The organism is Leisingera sp. SA215 (assembly GCF_055902035.1).
The window spans coordinates 101,343-118,258 of sequence record NZ_JBVVXU010000007.1; the positions used below are offsets into that span (position 1 = coordinate 101,343).

The following is a 16,916-nucleotide window of genomic DNA, read 5'->3' on the forward strand; positions in this document are numbered from 1 at the left end:
AGCGCTCCCGCGCCCGCAGGCGCACCGGCTGCGCCGGAACCGCCCTTGTGCGGCCTTGGGCGTGGCAGCGCGCTCTGCTCGTTGCCACGCCCAACCGTAAAGGTGCATGCTTTGAATGCGCCGGAGCGGGCGGGAGCCTTCCGCCTGTCTCAGGCGCTGCGCAAAAAGACTGGCTTGCCGGCCTCCGACAGTGCCGGCTGATAGACGTAGCCGCCGGCGTCGAAGTCGGTGAGGCTCGCCGCATCCGTCAGCCGGTTCTGGATAACGAACCGCGCCATCGCCCCGCGGGCGCGTTTGGCGTAGAAGCTCACCACCTTGGGCGTGCCGTTCTTGTCTTCCATGAACACCGGTGTGACCACCCGCAGCTTCAGCGCCGCCAGGTCCACGGCGCCGAAATATTCCTGGCTGGCACAGTTGATCAGAACGCTGGCATTTACCGCTTCCGCCTGCGCATTCAGAGCGTCGGAAATCTTGCCGCCCCAGAATTCATAAAGGTTCCTGCCGCGGGCATTTTTCAGCCGCGATCCCATTTCCAGCCGGTACGGCTGCATCGCATCCAGCGGACGCAGCACGCCGTAAAGACCTGACAAGATGCGGAAATGCTCCTGCGCCCAAGCCATTTCGTCAGCATCCAGCGAGCCGGCCTCCAGCCCCTGATAGGTGTCGCCGGCAAAGGCCAGCGCCGCCGGGCGGGTGGCTTCCGTTTTCGGATCGGCGGCAAAGTCCTGAAACCGCGCATGGTTCAGCTTGGCCAGATCCTCGCTGATGTGCATCAGCTTCATCAGATCGGCCACGGATTGGCCACGCGCCACCTCTGCCAGCTCTACCGCGTCGTCATGCAGCGCGGGCCAGGTCATCGCCTGCTCCCGTTCCGCCCAGTCCAGCTTCTTGGCCGGAGAGGTCACTACCAGCATATCTGCCCCTTTGAATTCTTGGCCCGGCTGCCAGGCCCTGGTTCCTTGGCGCGACCCTAGCCCGCGCCGCGCAGGACGTCCAGAAACGCCGCCGCGAAACGTTCGGCGCGGCGCTCCCCTAACAGTCTTGTGATCCCGGCCTCGTCATCGCTGCGCATCTGCGCCACCTTGGCCAAGAGCGAGGCCGAACAGGTCAGCGGTTTCAGCGTGCCGCAGTCCCCGCGCGCCAGCTGCGCCTGAACCTCCAGCAGCCGGTCATAAGCCGGCCCCGCCTCGCGTCCCGCCAGTTTGCGGCGCGCCGGGTGGAGTTGGTCCGCCGCCCCGGTGATCACGCCCAGAAAATCATCGCCGTAGCGCTCCAGCTTCTTGGCGCCGACACCGCTGACGCGGGCCATCCGGTCCAGGGTTTCCGGGCGGGTCTCGGCCATCTCGATCAGGGTGCGGTCAGGGAAGATCACATAGGCCGGCACTTTCTGCGCCTCGGCCAATGCACGCCGCTTGGCCTTCAGCGCCGACAGCAGCGGTGCGTCCTCTTCCGAGACCAGCGCCTTCACCGCCGGGCGGCGTTCGGCGGATTTGATGGTGTCGCGGCGCAGTTCGATGCTTTGCTCGCCGCGCAGGATCGGCAGCGCGGCTTCCGTAAAGCGCAGCGCGCCGTGGCGCTCCGGGTCGGGGCGCAGCAGGTCATGGCCCATCATCTGCCGGAACACCGCCTGCCACTGGCGCTTGCCGAATTCCTTGCCGCAGCCATAGACCGACAGCTGGTCATGGCGCCTGGCACGGATCCGCTCGTTGTCTGCGCCCAGCAGAATATCGATCAGATGGCCGGAGCCGAACCATTCCTCGGTCCTGAGCACAGCCGACAGCGCCTTGCGCACCACAGTTGTTCCGTCGAACACATCGGCCGGCCTGTCGCAGAGGTCGCAATTTCCGCAAGGCTCCGCGGCCTCGCCGAAATAGGCCAAGAGCTTCTGGCGGCGGCAGCGCAGCGCCTCGGCCAATCCCAGCAGGGCGTTCAGCCGGGCATGGTCGGCGGCGCGGCGTTCCGGCGGGGCGAGGCCCTCATCCACCTGGGTGCGGCGCAGGCGGATGTCATCGGGGCCGAACAGGGTGAGGGTTTCGGCCGGCGCGCCGTCGCGCCCCGCGCGGCCGATTTCCTGGTAATAGGCCTCGATGGATTTCGGCAGGTCGGCATGGGCGACCCAGCGAATGTCGGGCTTGTCGATGCCCATGCCAAAGGCCACGGTGGCAACCACGATCAAGCCATCCTCGCGGGCAAAGCGGGTCTCGACGATGCGGCGGTCCTCGGCGTCCATGCCGCCGTGGTAGAAACAGGCGGAATGGCCGGCCTCGCGCAGGGCGGCAGACAGCGCTTCGGTCTTGGCGCGGGTGCCGCAGTAGACGATGCCGGACTGGCCCTTGCGGGCGGCGGCAAACTCCAGGATCTGGCGGCGCGGGCTGTCCTTGGCGCCAAAGGCGAGGTGGATGTTGGGCCGGTCAAAACCGCGCAGGAAGCTGCGCGGCGCCTCGCCGTCGAACAGTTTCTGGACGATTTCTTCCTGGGTTTCCTGGTCTGCTGTCGCCGTGAAGGCGGCCAGCGGCACGTCCAGCGCGCGGCGCAGCTCGCCGATACGCAGGTAATCGGGGCGGAAATCATGGCCCCATTGGGAGACGCAGTGCGCCTCGTCCACCGCAATCAGGCTGACGCCGATGCGGCGCAGCATGCCCATCGCCGCACCGGAGGCAAGGCGTTCCGGCGCCATGTAGAGAAGCTTCAGCTGCCCGGCCTCGATCGCCTGCCAGACCGCCTCGGTCTCCTCCTCGGTGTTGCCGGAGGTGAGCGCACCGGCGGTGACACCGGCCTCCTGCAGGGCGCGGACCTGATCGCGCATCAGCGCAATCAGCGGCGAAATCACCACGGTCACCCCGTCGCGCAGCAGGGCAGGCAGCTGAAAGCACAGGGATTTGCCGCCGCCCGTGGGCATGATCGCCAGCACGTTTTCGCCCGCGGTCACGGCGTCGACGATCTCCTCCTGTCCGGGGCGGAAGGCGTCAAAGCCGAAGATCTCGCGCAGAATCGGGGACGCGCCTGTCAGGGCTGCCGGGGCTGTCATGGGGGCGGGTGGCCTCGTGGTGCTGGTGGTACTGGTGTCTGCTCGTCTTGGCGGACACAATCCCACAGGAGGCATAGGGCGGCAAGGGGGAGAGCGGTGTCAGAGCCATCAATCAGGTTCCGCCCGGCGCCACAGCGCCGGGCAGCGCCCGTCCGCCCCATGGGCGGGCGCTGCCCTCATCGGGCTTAGTAGAAGGCCGAAACGTTGTTCACCAGGATGATGCGCAGCGCATAGACCGCGATCAGCACCGCCAGCGGCGCCAGGTCGATGCCGCCCATATTGGGAATGATGCGGCGCACCGGCGCATAGAGCGGTTCCAGAATGCGGTTCAGCCCGTACCAGATCTGCGCCACCAGCTGCTGGTGCAGGTTCAGGACCTGGAAGTTGATCAGCCAGCTCATGATCACATGGGCAATGATGAAGAACCAGACAATGTCCAGGATCAGCATCAGGATTTGGAACAGCGAAACCATCTGTAATTCCCTCTTTCGAACAGCCACACAGGTAAGCAGACACGGCGAAATGCGCAAGGCTTCCGCGAGGTTGCAGTTGACGCGCTGTAAACGGGTGGCATCACGGGTGCAAGCGAAACAGGAGGCCCTGCGCATGTACCCTATATTCCGCCTGATCAAGGATACCGTTCTGGCCAGCCGGATGCCGCGGCTGCCGATCACCGGCCTGCATGTCTCGCACCACATCTGCTGGCCCTGGGACCTGGACATGTGGATGGAGCTGAACAACGGCCGCACCATGACGCTTTATGATCTGGGCCGCACCATGCTGGCGCAGCGGGCCGGGCTGATCGGGGCCCTGAAAAAGAACCGCTGGGGGCTGACAGTGGCAGGATCATCGGTGCGCTACCGCCGCCGGATCCGGGGATTTGAGCGGTTTGAGATGCGCAGCCGCGCAGTGGGCTGGGATGACAAATTCATCTATGTCGAGCAGTCGATGTGGAAGAAAAACGGCGACTGCGCCAGCCATGTGATGCTGCGCACCGCAGTCACCGGCCGGACCGGGATTGTCCCGCCCGCCAAGGTTCTGGCTGCCTTGGGGCAAGACGCTGAAGTTTCTCCCGAATTGCCCGGTTGGATCAAGGATTGGTGCCAAGCGGATGGCGGCCGCCCCTGGCCGCCGATGCAGGACGGGCTTGCCTAGGCCCCTGCCCGCCTGCCATACCTGAAGGCAACTATAACAAGAGGCCGGGCATGCAGCAGGTATCCACGCGCAAGCGGATCTGGGGATGGTGGTTCTTTGACTGGGCCAGCCAGCCGTATCAGACGCTGCTGGTGACGTTTGTGTTCAGCCCGTTTTTTGCCGCTGCCGCGGCGGATTATTTCCTGACCCAGGGGCTGCCGGGCGAGGCTGCCAAGGCGCAGGCGCAGACCGTCTGGTCGCTGTGCCTGACGGTGACCGGGCTGATCATCGCCTTTGGCGCGCCGTTTCTGGGCGCGCTGGCCGATATCACCGGGCGGCGCCTGCCCTGGATCATGATGTTTTCCCTGATGTATCTGATCGGCGCCTGGGGGTTGTGGCACATGGATCCCGCGGGCAGCAACCTGTGGTGGATGCTGGTCAGCTTTGGTTTTGGCTTCATCGGGGCCGAGTTCGCGCTGATCTTTGTCAATGCTCAGCTGCCCACCCTCGCCAGCCGCGAGGATGTCGGGGATGTGTCCGGTTCCGGCTTTGCCTTTGGCTATCTTGGCGGTGTGATTGCGCTGTTCATCATGCTGCTGCTGTTTGTCGAGCAAAGCTCAGGCAAGACGCTGATCGGCCTAAACCCGGCCCTGGGGCTGGACGCGGCGGCAAAAGAGGGCACCCGTGCCGTAGGCCCGTTCACCGCGGTCTGGTTTGCCGTCTTCATGGTTCCCTATTTCCTGTGGGTCAAGGACCAGGCCGCCACCGGGCGCAAGGCCAGCCTGGGCAAAGCCTGGCAGATGGTGGTCAAACTGGTTGCCAGCCTGCGCCACCGGCTGAGCCTGGCGGCCTATCTTGGCTCGGCAATGTTTTACCGCGATGCGCTGAACGGGCTGTACGGGTTCGGCGGTGTCTACGCCAAGCTGGTGCTGGGCTGGGAGATCACCCAGATCGGCATTTTCGGCATTGTCGCCGCCTTTGCCGCCACCGCGTTCAGCTGGCTGGGCGGCAAGGCCGACCGGCGGCTGGGCCCGAAACCGGTGATTATCACCTCGGTCCTGGTGCTGGCCTTTGTCTGCCTGATCATCGTCAGCATGTCGCGAAGCCAGATTTTCGGCTTTGCCCTGGCAGAGGGCTCCACCCTGCCCGACAGGGTGTTTTTCGGCTGCGGCGTTCTGATCGGCGGCTTCGGCGGCATCCTGCAGGCCGCCAGCCGCAGCCTGATGGTGCGCCACACCAGCCCTGCGGATGCGACCGAAAGCTTCGGCCTGTACGGATTGTCCGGACGCGCCACCGCATTCCTCGCGCCGGCGCTGATCGGCCTGGCCACCACCGTGACCGGCAGCGCCCGGCTGGGGATCACCCCCGTGATCGGGCTGTTTCTGATCGGATTGGTATTGTTGTTCTGGGTTCAAGGAGAAGGAGATCAGGAGTGAAACTGTTTCTTGCCATCTGTTTGGCGGTTGCGGGCTTATCCAGCCCGGCAAGCGCGCAAACCCCCGCCAAGGCCCTGTTCGGAGCCAAGCCCAGCGCCTCGCAGCAGCGCCCCGCGCCGCTTGGCTCTTATGCCAAGGGGTGCGTTGCCGGGGCTGCGCAATTACCTGAGACCGGCCCAACCTGGCAGGCCATGCGGCTGAGCCGCAACCGCAACTGGGGCCATCCGGCAGCGATTGATTTCGTCAAGGACCTGAGCCGCGTGGCGGCCAGACAGCGCGGCTGGAAGGGGCTGTATATCGGCGACATCAGCCAGCCGCGCGGCGGGCCGATGCTGTCGGGCCACCGCAGCCATCAGATCGGCCTCGATATCGACATCTGGATGCGGCCGCCGGACCGGCTGAACCTCAGCCGCAGCGCGCGCGAAAACATCTCCTCGATCTCGATGCGCCGGGCCAAGGGCGCCTATGTGAATTCCAGCTGGACCCGCGCCCATCACGAAATCCTCAAGGCTGCGGCCAAGGACAAGCGGGTGGCGCGGATCTTTGTCTTTCCCGGCGCCAAGGTGCAAATGTGCAATGACGAGAAGGGCGACCGCCGCTGGCTGCGCAAGATCCGGCCCTGGTGGGGCCATCACTACCACTTTCATGTGCGGCTGGCCTGTCCGCGCGGCGCGCGCGGCTGCGCGGATCAGGCCGCCCCGCCCAGGGGCGACGGCTGCGCCGATGCGCAGCGCTGGGTCAATGACATTCTGAACCCGCCGCCGCCGAAACCAGTTGACCCAAACGCGCCAAAGCCTAAACCGAGAAGGGACTACACCCTTTCGGACCTGCCCAAGCAATGCGCCGCCGTTCTGCGATCAAACTGACCCTGGCCCTTGCGGCCGCCGCCTGTCTGGCAGCGGCGGCCTATGCGGCCAACCGCCCCGCCGCCGCCGCGGCGGGCAAGGCGCAGTACCTCAGCAGCTATACCTGGAAGCTGAACCAGCGCTGGTTCGGCGGGTTCTCGGCGTTGAAGCTCAGCCGCGGCGGCTCCGCAATGACCGTGCTCAGCGACCGGGCCACTTTGGTGACAACCCGGATCCAGCGCAGCCAGGGTCTGATTTCAGCCATCACCGCCCGGCGCGCGCACGAACTGCGGTCTTCCACCGGCAAAACGCTCAAGGGCTTTGCCGGCGACAGCGAAGGGCTGGCGGTGGCCGCGGACGGCAGCCGCTATATCTCCTTTGAAGGCGCCGCACGGGTGGCGCGCTATCAAAGCCCAGGGAGCCGCGCCACGGTGCTGCCGCGCCCCAAGGCCTTCCGCAGCCTGCCGCCCAATAAATCGCTGGAAACCCTGGCTATCGATTCCCGCGGGCGGCTGTATACCTTGCCCGAACGCGCCCTGGACAAACACGGGCAGATCCCGGTCTGGCGCTGGAACGGCCGCCGCTGGTCGCACCCGTTCAGCCTGCCGCCCGAGGGTGGTTTTCTGCCGGTGGACGCCGATTTCGGCCCCGACGGGCGGTTCTACCTGCTGGAGCGCGACTTTACCCTGTTCGGCTTCCGCAGCCGGCTGCGGCGCTGGGATATCACCGCCGCAGGGCCGGTGAACGAGGCGATCCTGCTGCAGACCCGCCCCGGCACCCATGACAATCTGGAAGGGCTGTCGGTCTGGGCTGATGGCGGCGGGCGGCTGCGCGCCACGATGGTCTCGGACGACAATTTCCTGCCCTTTCAACGCACCGAGATAGTGGAATACGCGCTGCCCCGCTGACCTGCTGCCGCCGCGCCGCGGCAGCGGCGCCGGGCCCAACCGGGCGGCGCATTTCCTGAAATGCGCCCAAGCGGGCGGGAGCCCCTGCCCCGCAGGCTGCTTGCAGCAGCAGCAGCTCCGGTTTAAAGCGCCAGACTTCTGCCGTGGCAGGGATGATGCCCGCGGCCTTGAAAAATGGATCCGGCCCATGACCCGCTCGCATATTCCCGGCATCGTTGCCATGGCTGCCGTCGTGGTGGCCTCCAATATCCTGGTGCAATTCCTGTTCGGCCAATGGCTGACCTGGGGCGCCTTCACCTATCCCATCGCCTTTCTGGTCACGGATGTGATGAACCGGGTCTACGGCACCGCAGCGGCGCGCAAGGTGGTTGTGGCCGGTTTCCTGGCCGGGGTTGCCTGTTCGCTGATCGGCACCCGGATCATGCTGCAGGGCGACGGTTTTACCTATCCGGCCGTGACCCTGCGCATTGCGCTTGCCTCCGGTGTTGCCTTCCTCACCGCGCAGCTTCTGGACGTGGCCGTGTTTTCGGCCCTGCGCGAGGGCAAATGGTGGCGCGCGCCGCTGGCCTCGACCCTGATCGGCTCCTCCGTCGATACCGCGCTGTTCTTCACCATCGCCTTCTCCGGCGCGCTCAGCTGGCTGGAGCCCGGCAACGATGTGGCCTGGGCGGGCGAGGTGCTGCCGCTGCTGGGCCGCGGCCCGTTGGCGCCGCTGTGGGTCTCGCTGGCGGCGGCCGACTGGATGGTGAAATTGTCGCTTGCGCTGCTGGCGCTTGTGCCGTTCCGCATCATCGTGCGTAAACTGACTGAAAAGACCACATGATTTTGTTTTGACATCTGCCGAATCTGTGGCAGGCTGAAGTCACACGAAACATTCAGAAAGGAGGTGCCCATTGTCTAGAGAAGCTATGGAGAGCAGTGCCGGAACAGTTCAGAAGGTGTGCGGCCGAGGCAGCCCTTGGTGCGTATAGACCCCTGAATTGGTGCTGACCTAACCGGCGCACCTCCTATCATCTCGAAGGGCTGTCCCCGCGTGTAAGGGACAGCCCTTTCGTTTTTGCAAAGCGCGTTTCATAAAGAGCCATGATCCACGTTAACGCGCAAATCACCCTGCAGGACTGGGAAGTCACCGAAAGCTTTGTCCGCGCCTCGGGCCCCGGCGGCCAGAATGTGAACAAAGTGGCCACCGCAGTGGAACTGCGGTTCGAGGCCGAACGCTCGCCTGCGCTGACGGCCGCGGTCAAGACCCGGCTGAAACGGCTGGCCGGGCGCCGCTGGACCAAGGAAGGCGCCATCATCCTGCAATGCGACGAGACCCGGTCGCAGCAGCGCAACCGCGAGATTGTGCGCGAACGGCTGGCCGAGCTGGTGCGCAAGGCGCTGGTGGCGCCAAAGCGGCGGATTGCCACCAAACCGACCCGCGGCTCGGTCAAGCGGCGGCTTGAGGCCAAGAAACAGCGCGGCGGGCTGAAAGCGACGCGCGGTAAAATCGACCCGGATTGATCCAGCGGATTGCACCCGCCGCCCGCTCCGCCCATGCTGCTGGCAAAACAGCAGGGAGGATAAAATCATGCGGCTGGCAGGAAAGACCGCCATCGTGACCGGCGGCGCCTCGGGCTTTGGTGCCGGGATTGCGCGCAAGTTCGTGGCGGAAGGCGCGCGGGTGATGATCGCCGACATCAATGGCGCCGCGGCTGCGGAACTGGCCGCCGAACTGGGCGGCAACGCCACCGCCCATAAGGTGGATGTCTCCGACGGCGCCTCGGTCAATGCGATGGCAGAGGCCGCGCTTGCCGCCTTTGGCCACCTCGACATTCTGGTCAACAATGCCGGGGTCACCCATCTGCCCGCGCCGCTGGAGGAAATCGCCGAGGATGATTTCGACCGGGTGATGGCCGTCAACATGAAATCCGTCTACCTGACCGCCCGCGCCCTGGTGCCGCATATGAAGGCGCGGCAGACCGGCGCGATCCTGAACGTCGCCTCCACCGCCGGCGTGTCGCCGCGGCCCAACCTCAACTGGTACAATGCCTCCAAGGGCTGGATGATCACCGCCACCAAAACCATGGCGGTGGAACTGGCGCCGCACGGCGTGCGGGCCAATGCGATCAACCCGGTGGCCGGGGAAACGCCGCTGTTGAAAACCTTCATGGGCGAAGACACCCCCGAAATGCGCGCCAAGTTCCTGTCGACCATCCCCATCGGCCGCTTTTCGACCCCCGAAGACATGGGCAACGCGGCCTGCTACCTGTGTTCGGACGAGGCCGGCATGGTGACCGGTGTGGCAATGGAAGTGGACGGAGGGCGCTGCATATGACCCCCGGCCCCCGGAACCTGATCACTGACGTGCCCGGTATCCTGGTCGGCAATGCGCAGGATACGGCGCTGAAATCCGGCACTACGGTGCTGACCTCGGACAGGCCCTTCGCGGCATCCGTTCATGTGATGGGCGGCGCACCGGGGACGCGGGAGACGGACTTGCTGGCGCCGGACAAATCGGTGGCAAAGATCGACGCGCTGGTGCTGTCCGGCGGCTCGGCCTTTGGGCTGGATGCCTGCTCCGGCGTGATGGATGCGCTGCACAGCCAGGGCCGCGGCTTTCCGGTGGGCCCGGCGCGGGTGCCGCTGGTGCCGGGCGCGATCCTGTTCGATCTGCTGAACGGCGGCGACAAGGCATGGGAGGAAAACCCTTACCGCGCCTTGGGCCGGGCGGCGTTCAAAGCCGCGGCAGGGGCGTTTGATCTTGGCACTTTTGGTGCGGGCACAGGCGCGCTGACCGCGATGCTGAAGGGCGGGCTGGGGTCGGCCTCGCTGGTTCTGGACAGCGGCGTGACCGTGGGGGCGCTGGTGGCCGCCAACCCGCTGGGCGCCGTCACCACGCCGGGTGAGCGGCATTTCTGGGCGGCGCCGTTTGAAATCGGGGATGAATTCGGCGGATTGGGCCCGGACCCCGCAGCCGGGCTGGGCCGAAGCCTGGAGAGCCGCAAGCTGGCCGCCATGCAGACGCTGGGCAATGCCCGCCTGCCGGAAGAACGCGCCAATACCACCATCGCCATCGTTGCCACCGATGCCGCACTCAGCAAGGCGCAGTGCCAGCGGCTGGCCACCGCCGCCCATGATGGCATCGGCCGCGCCATCGTGCCGGCCCACGCGCCCGGCGACGGCGATCTGGTCTTTGCCGCCAGCACTGGCGCCCGCGCCCTGGCACACCCGGACGCAGAGCTTGGGCCGCTCTGCCATGCCGCCGCGCTGTGCCTCAGCCGCGCCATCGCCCGCGCCATCTCTCACGCCCGTCCGGAACCCGGCGATCTGCTGCCCTGCTGGGCGGCGCCCTGAACCTCCGCAACGTCCTGCCATGGCATTGATGCGCGTCAAACTGCCTGTTGACACCGCAGGCTATTGGATCATGAGTCAAACCTGCCAACTCAAAACCGGAGCAAGCAATATGAAACTTCTCGTGACAGCCGCCGTTTTCGGCCTCCTCGCCGCCCCAGCCTTTGCCGAAGGCGACCCGGCCAAGGGTGAGAAGGGGTTCAACAAATGCAAATCCTGCCACACGGTCGTTTCGGACAGCGGCGATGTGATCGTGAAGGGCGGCAAGACCGGCCCCAACCTGTGGGGCCTGGCAGGCCGCACCGCGGGCAGCGTTGAAGGCTTCAATTACAGCGACGACCTGGTTGCGGCAGGCGAAGCCGGGCTGGTCTGGGACGAAGAGAAGTTCGTCAGCTTCACCACCGATCCCAAGAAATTCCTGCAGGCCGAAACCGGCAACGCCAAAGCCAAGTCGAAAATGTCCTTCCGCCTGAAGAAGGGCGGCGAGGATATCTTTGCCTTCCTGGCCGGCCACGGCCCGGCGCCGGCGGAGGACGCCGCAACCGGGGACGCCGCAGAAGCCGCTTCCGAATAAGGTCTTTTTGACAGACCGGCCACAGAGCCGCGGCATTTTCGCCGCGGCTTTTCGCGTAATTGCTTTCGTCACCCGCAGACGTTAGCGGTAGGAGCCAGGCCATCGCAGTTGCGGCAGGCCGCCCCGCAAAAGAACCGTCATGGACACAGTATGAGCCACATGATCCCCGCCTGGGTGAACGGCGATTTGACACCGGTGGACAAGCTCGCCGCGCATGAGCGCGGACTGAAGCACAAGGCGGTGTCCGTCTTTGTGGTCAAAGGCGTGGATATCCTGATGCAGCGCCGGGCGATGGGCAAATACCACACGCCCGGCCTCTGGGCGAACACCTGCTGCACCCACCCGATGTGGGATGAACAGCCTTCGGCCTGCGCCGTGCGGCGGATGCGTGAGGAATTGGGGCTGACGGGTCTCTATCCCGAGTTCCGCCATCACCTGGAATACCGCGCCGATGTCGGCAATGGCCTGATCGAACATGAGGCCGTCGATGTCTTTCTGGCCCATGCCCACCGCCCCCTGACTATCACCCCCGACCCGGATGAGGTGATGGAGACCCGCTGGGTCGAATACCATGACCTTTTGGCCGAAGTGAGCCGCCACCCGGAGCGTTTCACGCCGTGGCTGAAAATCTATCTGCACAATTATGCGGATGTGATTTTCGGGCCTGACCTGATGATCGCCGGGCGGCGCTGACCGCTTTCCCTTATTGCCAGCTTGCCTGCGGCCGCGCGCCGTGGTTATGTGCCCGCACAATTAGGGAGTATACTTAATATGTCCATTCTCATCGCCGGCGGCGGCATAGCCGGGCTGTCACTGGGGCTCACACTGCATCAGATCGGGGTGCCGTTCCGCATCTTTGAGGCCGCCCGGGAACTGAAACCGATGGGCGTCGGTATCAACCTGCAGCCCAACGCGGTGCGGGAGCTGCTGGATCTGGGGCTGGAGGCGGAGCTGGACGCCATCGGCGTGCGGACCCGGCAGCTGGGGTTTTACAGCAAGCTTGGCAACACCATCTGGGAGGAGCCCCGCGGCACCAGCGCAGGCTATGCCTGGCCGCAGTTCTCGGTGCACCGGGGCGAATTGCAAATGCTGCTGTACCGCGCGCTGATGGAGCGCGCCGGGCCGGAGTGCATCGAAACCGGAGCACGGGCGGCGGGGTTTGAGAACACTGCGGGCGGCGCTGCTTTGCTGCTGGCGGACGGGCGGCGGGTTGACGGCTCCCTGGTGATAGCCGCGGATGGCATCCACTCCGCCCTGCGCGCGCAGATGGTGCCGGAGGAGGGCGCCCCGGTCTGGAACGGCCGCATCCTGTGGCGCGCCACCGCCTGCGCGCCTGCCTTCAAGGGCGGCGCGGCGATGGCGATGATCGGGCACGACCACTTGCGGCTGGTGGCCTATCCGATCTCGGCACCGGACGCGGCGGGCCGCGTTGCAATGAACTGGATTGCGGAAAAGAGCTTTGACCCTTCCGCGCCTTGGCGCCGGGAGGACTGGAACCGGCCTGCGGATATCAATGACTTCCTGCCCGACTTTGCGGAGTGGCGGTTCGGCTGGATCGATGTGCCGGCGCTGATCCGGGGGGCGGACGTTGTCTATGAATACCCGATGGTGGACCGTGATCCGCTGGACAGCTGGACGATCGGCAATACGACCCTGATGGGCGACGCGGCGCATCCGACCTATCCGGTCGGATCGAACGGCGCCAGCCAGGCCATCGTCGATGCGCGGGTGATCGGTGCGCGGCTGCTGGAACACGGCGTGACAGCAAAGGCGCTGCAGGCCTATGAGGCAGAACTGCGCCCGCTGACCACAGCCGTGGGCCGTGCCAATCGCGCAGGCAGCGGGCCGGACGGGGTGCTGCAGCGGGTCGAGGATCTCTGCGGCGGCAACTTCACGGATATCGGCGAGGTGATCCCGCAGGCGGAGCTGGCTGCCCATGCAGCCAAGTACAAGTCGATTGCTGGTTTTTCCATCGAGGGGCTGAACGCCCGCCCCCCCACCATCCCGGCAGGCGCCCGCGTCAGCTACTAAGGCGCGCCCGCGGCCAGCCGCGGGTCAAGGGCGGCCCAGCCGCCGTGCCGCGGGCACGGTTCCCCTTTGAGGCGCGGAGGGGCGGACACAGAGTCAGAAAGGCGCATTGAAGGGCAGTCCTGACCTTCAATCGCTTCTCAGCAAACAGAAAACGCCGCGCAAAGCGCGGCGCCACGCCCAACTGTGTGGCCCATTCTGTGAATGGGCAGGAACAGGCGGGAGCCCCCCGCCCTGCCCTATTCGCAAGCAGTCAGACCCCGATCACCGCCTGCACGGCACGCTGCCAGCGGGCATAGGCCGCCTGGCGGGCGGCAGGCTGCATCAGCGGCACGAACTGGCGGTCGAGCTTCCAGGTATCGGCAAAACCCGTCTGGTCCGGATAGATCCCGGCCCGCATCCCCGCCAGCCAGGCCGCGCCCAGCGCGGTGGTTTCCTGCATCACCGGGCGGTCGACAGCGGCCCCCAGCAGGTCGGCGAGGCTTTGCATGGTCCAGTCGCTGGCGCTCATGCCGCCATCGACGCGCAGGGTCACGGTGTGATGGCTGTCGTCCTCCCAGTCGGCCCGCATCGCCTCATAGAGGTCGCGGGTCTGATAGGCGACGCTTTGCAGGGCTGCGCGGGCAAATTCCGCCGGGCCGGAATTGCGGGTGAGGCCGAACACCGCGCCGCGGCACTCCGGCTGCCAGTAAGGCGCGCCAAGGCCGGTGAAGGCGGGCACCAGGATCACGTCCTGGCCCGGATCCGCCCGCAGCGCCAGCTCGCCCGAGTCGGATGCCTGTTCGATGATCCCCAGCCCGTCGCGCAGCCATTGCACCGCGGCCCCGGCGATGAAGATCGAACCTTCCAGCGCATAGGTCGGCTTGCCGTCCAGCTGATAGGCGATGGTGGTCAGCATCCGGTTCTTCGACACCACCGGCGCATCGCCGGTGTTCAACAGGGCAAAACAGCCGGTGCCATAGGTGGATTTCATCATCCCCGGGCGGAAGCAGGCCTGGCCGATGGTGGCCGCCTGCTGGTCGCCGGCCACGCCCAGAATCGGAACAGCGCCGCCCAGGATCTCCGGATCGGTGGTGCCGAAATCGGCAGCGCTGTCCTTCACCTCCGGCAGCATCTGCTGCGGAACCTCCAAAAGGTCGCTGATGGTGCGGCTCCAGCAGCCCTTGCGGATGTCATACATCAGCGTGCGCGCAGCATTGGTGGCATCGGTCACATGCGACGCGCCGCCGGTGAGGCGCCAGATCAGGAAGCTGTCCACCGTGCCGAACAGCAGCTCCCCTGCCGCCGCTTTGTCCCGCGCGCCGGGCACCAGGTCGAGGATCCACTTCACCTTGGTGCCGGAGAAATAGGGATCGAGCAGCAGCCCGGTGCGTTCGGTGACGATGTCCTCATGGCCGTCCTGGCGCAGCTGCTCGCAAATGGCGGCGGTGCGGCGGTCCTGCCAGACGATGGCATTGTGGATGGCTTTGCCGCTGGCCTTGTCCCAGACCACGGTGGTTTCGCGCTGGTTGGTAATGCCGATGCCGGCGATATCCGGGGCAGAGACATCCAGCTCCGCCATCACCTTGCGGCAGACCGCGACGGTGGTGTCCCAGATCTCCTCGGGGTCGTGCTCCACCCAGCCCGCCTGCGGGTAATGCTGGGTGAACTCCTGCTGCGCGGTGCCCGCGACCTGCATGCCCGCATCAAACAGGATTGCCCGGGTCGACGTGGTGCCCTGATCAATTGCCAGAATATAGGTCATCTGCTGCCCTCCAGTCTCCTCTGACCGGGGAGCATAAACGCAAATGTGTTACCGCTGCCAGTCCCTACTAAGATTTTAGTTGGAGAACTTCGATATTGTCGATCAGCCGGATGTTTCCCATCCAGGCGGCGGCCAGCAGACGAGCAGGCCGGGCGGGTGTCTCCAGGGCTTCCAGCGTCCCGGCGCAACGCAGGTCGAAATACTCCACTTCGCCGAACCCGCTCTCGGCCAGTGTTTTGCGCGCGGCGGCCTCGAGCGGCGCCCAGGGTTCTCCCGCCGATGCCTTGGCAGCGGCCTCCCGCATTGCCGCATTCAGAGCGGCCGCCCGCGCCAGCTGATCCGCGGACAGGCGCAGATTGCGCGAGGACATCGCCAGCCCCGACGCCTCGCGCACGGTTTCGCAACCGACGACTTCGATCGGGATATCCAGGTCGCGGGCCATCCGGGTCACCACCATCAGCTGCTGGTAATCCTTCTGGCCGAAAAACGCCTTGTCCGCGCTGGTCTGCAGGAACAGCTTGGCCACCACCGTTGCCACCCCGTCGAAATGGCCGGGGCGAAAGGGCCCCTCCATCACATCCGTGATGCTGCCGCCGACCGAGACATTGGTGGCATAGCCGTCCGGATAGATCTGATCCGGGTCCGGGACATAGATCAGATCCACCCCCAGATGCGCGAGCTTTTGCGCGTCGTCAGCTTCGGTCCGGGGATAGTTTTCCAGGTCTTCCGGTGTGTTGAACTGCTTGGGGTTCACGAAGATTGTGACGATCACGCGGTCACAGGCGTCCTTGGCCGCCGCCACCAGCGACAGGTGGCCCGCGTGCAGCGCCCCCATGGTGGGCACCACGGCAATGGTTTCACCGGCGCGGCGCCACTCTGCCGTCTTGGCGCGCAGGTCCGGCAGGCGGCGCAGGATAGGAGCAGTCATATCGGAAGTCATCCTTTGGAGGGCGCCTGATCGGCAAAGACATGTTCCGCCGCCGGGAAGCTGCGGGCGCGCACCTCGGCGGCGTATTCCGCAATGCCGGCCTCGGCCAGCGGGCCAAGATCGGCGTAGCGTTTCACGAATTTCGGCTTGAAGGCGGTGAAAAAGCCCAGCATGTCGTCGACCACCAGGATCTGCCCGTCGCATCCGGCACTGGCGCCGATGCCGATAGTGGGAATGGCAACCTCGGCGGTGATCTTGTCGGCCAGTTTCTGCGGCACCTTTTCCAGCACCACCGAAAACGCCCCGGCCGCCGCCACGGCACGGGCATCCGCCAGAACCGCCTCCGCTTGCGTATCGCGGCCCTGCACCTTGTAGCCGCCAAGGGTGTTGATCGACTGCGGCGTGAGACCAATATGCGCCATCACCGGAATGCCGCGCTTGACCAGAAAGCGGATGGTCTCGGCCATCTCGACACCGCCCTCCAGCTTGACCGCGGCGCAGCCGGTCTCGGCCATCAGCCGGGCGGCATTGCGGAACGCCTGCTGCGGGCCTTCCTCGTAGGACCCGAACGGCATGTCGATGACCAGCATCGCCTGTTCCAGCCCGCGTGCCACCGCCTGGCCGTGCATAATCATCATCTCCATCGTCACGCCCAGGGTCGAGGTCAGACCGTGCAGCACCATGCCGACGCTGTCGCCGACCAGCACGAAATCGCAGTGCTTGTCCATCAGCCGCGCCATCGGCGTGGTATAGGCTGTGAGGCTCACCAGCGGCGTGCCGCCCTTGCGGGCCCGGATGTCTTCGGCGTTGGGCGCCTGTTTCTTGGCTGTTGCGCTCATGGTGTCCTGTCCGCGGTTCAAGAGTGGACACGGATTATCAATTAACGCCGCGTGCTTCCAGTGCGCGAAATGCCGCCCGGCCTTGATTACGCTTGGGAAAAGGGGAAACTCGTTTCCAA

17 protein-coding genes are annotated in these 16,916 nt (G+C 65.7%); 11 read left to right on the forward strand and 6 right to left on the reverse strand.

The annotated features are described in order from the left end of the window. Positions 1 to 149: 149 nt before the first annotated feature. The 3 genes from yaaA to AC0KW6_RS09690 all read right to left on the reverse strand — a co-directional run bounded on the left by yaaA (position 150) and on the right by AC0KW6_RS09690 (position 3,501). Positions 150 to 914, reverse strand: a complete 765-nt coding sequence (gene yaaA / locus AC0KW6_RS09680) for a peroxide stress protein YaaA (protein WP_323782921.1) — start codon at positions 912 to 914, stop codon at positions 150 to 152. Between the two features lie 56 nt (positions 915 to 970). Next, positions 971 to 3,028, reverse strand: coding sequence for a DNA helicase RecQ (recQ, locus tag AC0KW6_RS09685; RefSeq protein ID WP_474034797.1), 2,058 nt, complete (start codon positions 3,026 to 3,028; stop codon positions 971 to 973). 185 nt (positions 3,029 to 3,213) lie between these two features. Continuing rightward, positions 3,214 to 3,501 carry a YggT family protein gene (locus AC0KW6_RS09690; protein ID WP_024091912.1) on the reverse strand — a complete coding sequence of 96 codons (288 nt, stop codon included), beginning with the start codon at positions 3,499 to 3,501 and terminating at the stop codon, positions 3,214 to 3,216. Positions 3,502 to 3,634: 133 nt separating this feature from the next. On the opposite strand from AC0KW6_RS09690, the gene AC0KW6_RS09695 reads away from it, so the two are divergent. From AC0KW6_RS09695 to AC0KW6_RS09745, 11 genes are all read left to right on the forward strand, one after another. Then, the gene (locus AC0KW6_RS09695) at positions 3,635 to 4,183 is read left to right on the forward strand and encodes an acyl-CoA thioesterase (RefSeq protein WP_323782913.1); all 549 of its coding nucleotides are present in this window, start codon (positions 3,635 to 3,637) and stop codon (positions 4,181 to 4,183) included. 50 nt (positions 4,184 to 4,233) lie between these two features. Then, the gene (locus AC0KW6_RS09700) at positions 4,234 to 5,598 is read left to right on the forward strand and encodes an MFS transporter (RefSeq protein WP_323782910.1); all 1,365 of its coding nucleotides are present in this window, start codon (positions 4,234 to 4,236) and stop codon (positions 5,596 to 5,598) included. Then, positions 5,595 to 6,464, forward strand: coding sequence for a penicillin-insensitive murein endopeptidase (gene mepA, locus AC0KW6_RS09705; protein WP_416361569.1), 870 nt, complete (start codon positions 5,595 to 5,597; stop codon positions 6,462 to 6,464). Before AC0KW6_RS09700 ends, mepA begins: the two co-directional genes overlap by 4 nt. Next, on the forward strand, positions 6,437 to 7,351 hold the full coding sequence (locus AC0KW6_RS09710) for an esterase-like activity of phytase family protein (RefSeq protein WP_474034798.1): 915 nt from the start codon (positions 6,437 to 6,439) through the stop codon (positions 7,349 to 7,351). The genes mepA and AC0KW6_RS09710 overlap by 28 nt, the downstream gene beginning before the upstream one ends. A 187-nt stretch (positions 7,352 to 7,538) precedes the next feature. Then, positions 7,539 to 8,174 carry a queuosine precursor transporter gene (locus AC0KW6_RS09715; protein ID WP_474034799.1) on the forward strand — a complete coding sequence of 212 codons (636 nt, stop codon included), beginning with the start codon at positions 7,539 to 7,541 and terminating at the stop codon, positions 8,172 to 8,174. A 260-nt stretch (positions 8,175 to 8,434) separates the two neighbouring features. Further along, complete coding sequence (gene arfB / locus AC0KW6_RS09720) at positions 8,435 to 8,854, forward strand: alternative ribosome rescue aminoacyl-tRNA hydrolase ArfB (RefSeq protein ID WP_323780350.1); 420 nt, start codon at positions 8,435 to 8,437, stop codon at positions 8,852 to 8,854. Positions 8,855 to 8,921: 67 nt separating this feature from the next. After that, the gene (locus AC0KW6_RS09725; protein ID WP_323780348.1) at positions 8,922 to 9,668 is read left to right on the forward strand and encodes an SDR family oxidoreductase; all 747 of its coding nucleotides are present in this window, start codon (positions 8,922 to 8,924) and stop codon (positions 9,666 to 9,668) included. Then, positions 9,665 to 10,687, forward strand: coding sequence for a P1 family peptidase (locus tag AC0KW6_RS09730; RefSeq protein ID WP_474034800.1), 1,023 nt, complete (start codon positions 9,665 to 9,667; stop codon positions 10,685 to 10,687). Before AC0KW6_RS09725 ends, AC0KW6_RS09730 begins: the two co-directional genes overlap by 4 nt. Before the next feature lie 109 nt (positions 10,688 to 10,796). Beyond that, on the forward strand, positions 10,797 to 11,258 hold the full coding sequence (locus AC0KW6_RS09735; RefSeq protein ID WP_323780341.1) for a c-type cytochrome: 462 nt from the start codon (positions 10,797 to 10,799) through the stop codon (positions 11,256 to 11,258). A gap of 150 nt (positions 11,259 to 11,408) precedes the next feature. Beyond that, positions 11,409 to 11,951: an isopentenyl-diphosphate Delta-isomerase gene (gene idi / locus AC0KW6_RS09740; protein ID WP_323780339.1), complete on the forward strand. Its 543-nt coding sequence runs from the start codon at positions 11,409 to 11,411 to the stop codon at positions 11,949 to 11,951. 78 nt (positions 11,952 to 12,029) lie between these two features. Beyond that, positions 12,030 to 13,289 (forward strand): flavin-dependent oxidoreductase, encoded by a 1,260-nt coding sequence (locus AC0KW6_RS09745; RefSeq protein WP_474034801.1) that lies wholly within the window; start codon positions 12,030 to 12,032, stop codon positions 13,287 to 13,289. 250 nt (positions 13,290 to 13,539) lie between these two features. Here AC0KW6_RS09745 and glpK read toward each other — a convergent pair whose 3' ends face one another. The 3 genes from glpK to panB all read right to left on the reverse strand — a co-directional run bounded on the left by glpK (position 13,540) and on the right by panB (position 16,797). Continuing rightward, positions 13,540 to 15,030 carry a glycerol kinase GlpK gene (gene glpK, locus AC0KW6_RS09750; protein WP_474034802.1) on the reverse strand — a complete coding sequence of 497 codons (1,491 nt, stop codon included), beginning with the start codon at positions 15,028 to 15,030 and terminating at the stop codon, positions 13,540 to 13,542. Between the two features lie 67 nt (positions 15,031 to 15,097). Further along, the gene (gene panC, locus AC0KW6_RS09755) at positions 15,098 to 15,958 is read right to left on the reverse strand and encodes a pantoate--beta-alanine ligase (RefSeq protein WP_474034803.1); all 861 of its coding nucleotides are present in this window, start codon (positions 15,956 to 15,958) and stop codon (positions 15,098 to 15,100) included. A gap of 8 nt (positions 15,959 to 15,966) precedes the next feature. Beyond that, positions 15,967 to 16,797 carry a 3-methyl-2-oxobutanoate hydroxymethyltransferase gene (gene panB / locus AC0KW6_RS09760; RefSeq protein WP_474034804.1) on the reverse strand — a complete coding sequence of 277 codons (831 nt, stop codon included), beginning with the start codon at positions 16,795 to 16,797 and terminating at the stop codon, positions 15,967 to 15,969. Between the last annotated feature and the right edge of the window lie 119 nt (positions 16,798 to 16,916).

What these genes read in the sequence shown, in the direction of transcription:
- idi (WP_323780339.1), top strand. Translation starts at nt 11,409, where the DNA reads ATGAGCCACATGATCCCCGCCTGGGTGAACGGCGATTTGACACCGGTG.
- panB (WP_474034804.1), bottom strand. Translation starts at nt 16,797, where the DNA reads ATGAGCGCAACAGCCAAGAAACAGGCGCCCAACGCCGAAGACATCCGG.
- yaaA (WP_323782921.1), bottom strand. Translation starts at nt 914, where the DNA reads ATGCTGGTAGTGACCTCTCCGGCCAAGAAGCTGGACTGGGCGGAACGG.
- AC0KW6_RS09735 (WP_323780341.1), top strand. Translation starts at nt 10,797, where the DNA reads ATGAAACTTCTCGTGACAGCCGCCGTTTTCGGCCTCCTCGCCGCCCCA.
- arfB (WP_323780350.1), top strand. Translation starts at nt 8,435, where the DNA reads ATGATCCACGTTAACGCGCAAATCACCCTGCAGGACTGGGAAGTCACC.
- AC0KW6_RS09690 (WP_024091912.1), bottom strand. Translation starts at nt 3,501, where the DNA reads ATGGTTTCGCTGTTCCAAATCCTGATGCTGATCCTGGACATTGTCTGG.
- panC (WP_474034803.1), bottom strand. Translation starts at nt 15,958, where the DNA reads ATGACTGCTCCTATCCTGCGCCGCCTGCCGGACCTGCGCGCCAAGACG.
- AC0KW6_RS09700 (WP_323782910.1), top strand. Translation starts at nt 4,234, where the DNA reads ATGCAGCAGGTATCCACGCGCAAGCGGATCTGGGGATGGTGGTTCTTT.
- glpK (WP_474034802.1), bottom strand. Translation starts at nt 15,030, where the DNA reads ATGACCTATATTCTGGCAATTGATCAGGGCACCACGTCGACCCGGGCA.
- AC0KW6_RS09730 (WP_474034800.1), top strand. Translation starts at nt 9,665, where the DNA reads ATGACCCCCGGCCCCCGGAACCTGATCACTGACGTGCCCGGTATCCTG.
- AC0KW6_RS09695 (WP_323782913.1), top strand. Translation starts at nt 3,635, where the DNA reads ATGTACCCTATATTCCGCCTGATCAAGGATACCGTTCTGGCCAGCCGG.
- AC0KW6_RS09725 (WP_323780348.1), top strand. Translation starts at nt 8,922, where the DNA reads ATGCGGCTGGCAGGAAAGACCGCCATCGTGACCGGCGGCGCCTCGGGC.
- AC0KW6_RS09745 (WP_474034801.1), top strand. Translation starts at nt 12,030, where the DNA reads ATGTCCATTCTCATCGCCGGCGGCGGCATAGCCGGGCTGTCACTGGGG.
- AC0KW6_RS09715 (WP_474034799.1), top strand. Translation starts at nt 7,539, where the DNA reads ATGACCCGCTCGCATATTCCCGGCATCGTTGCCATGGCTGCCGTCGTG.
- recQ (WP_474034797.1), bottom strand. Translation starts at nt 3,028, where the DNA reads ATGACAGCCCCGGCAGCCCTGACAGGCGCGTCCCCGATTCTGCGCGAG.
- AC0KW6_RS09710 (WP_474034798.1), top strand. Translation starts at nt 6,437, where the DNA reads ATGCGCCGCCGTTCTGCGATCAAACTGACCCTGGCCCTTGCGGCCGCC.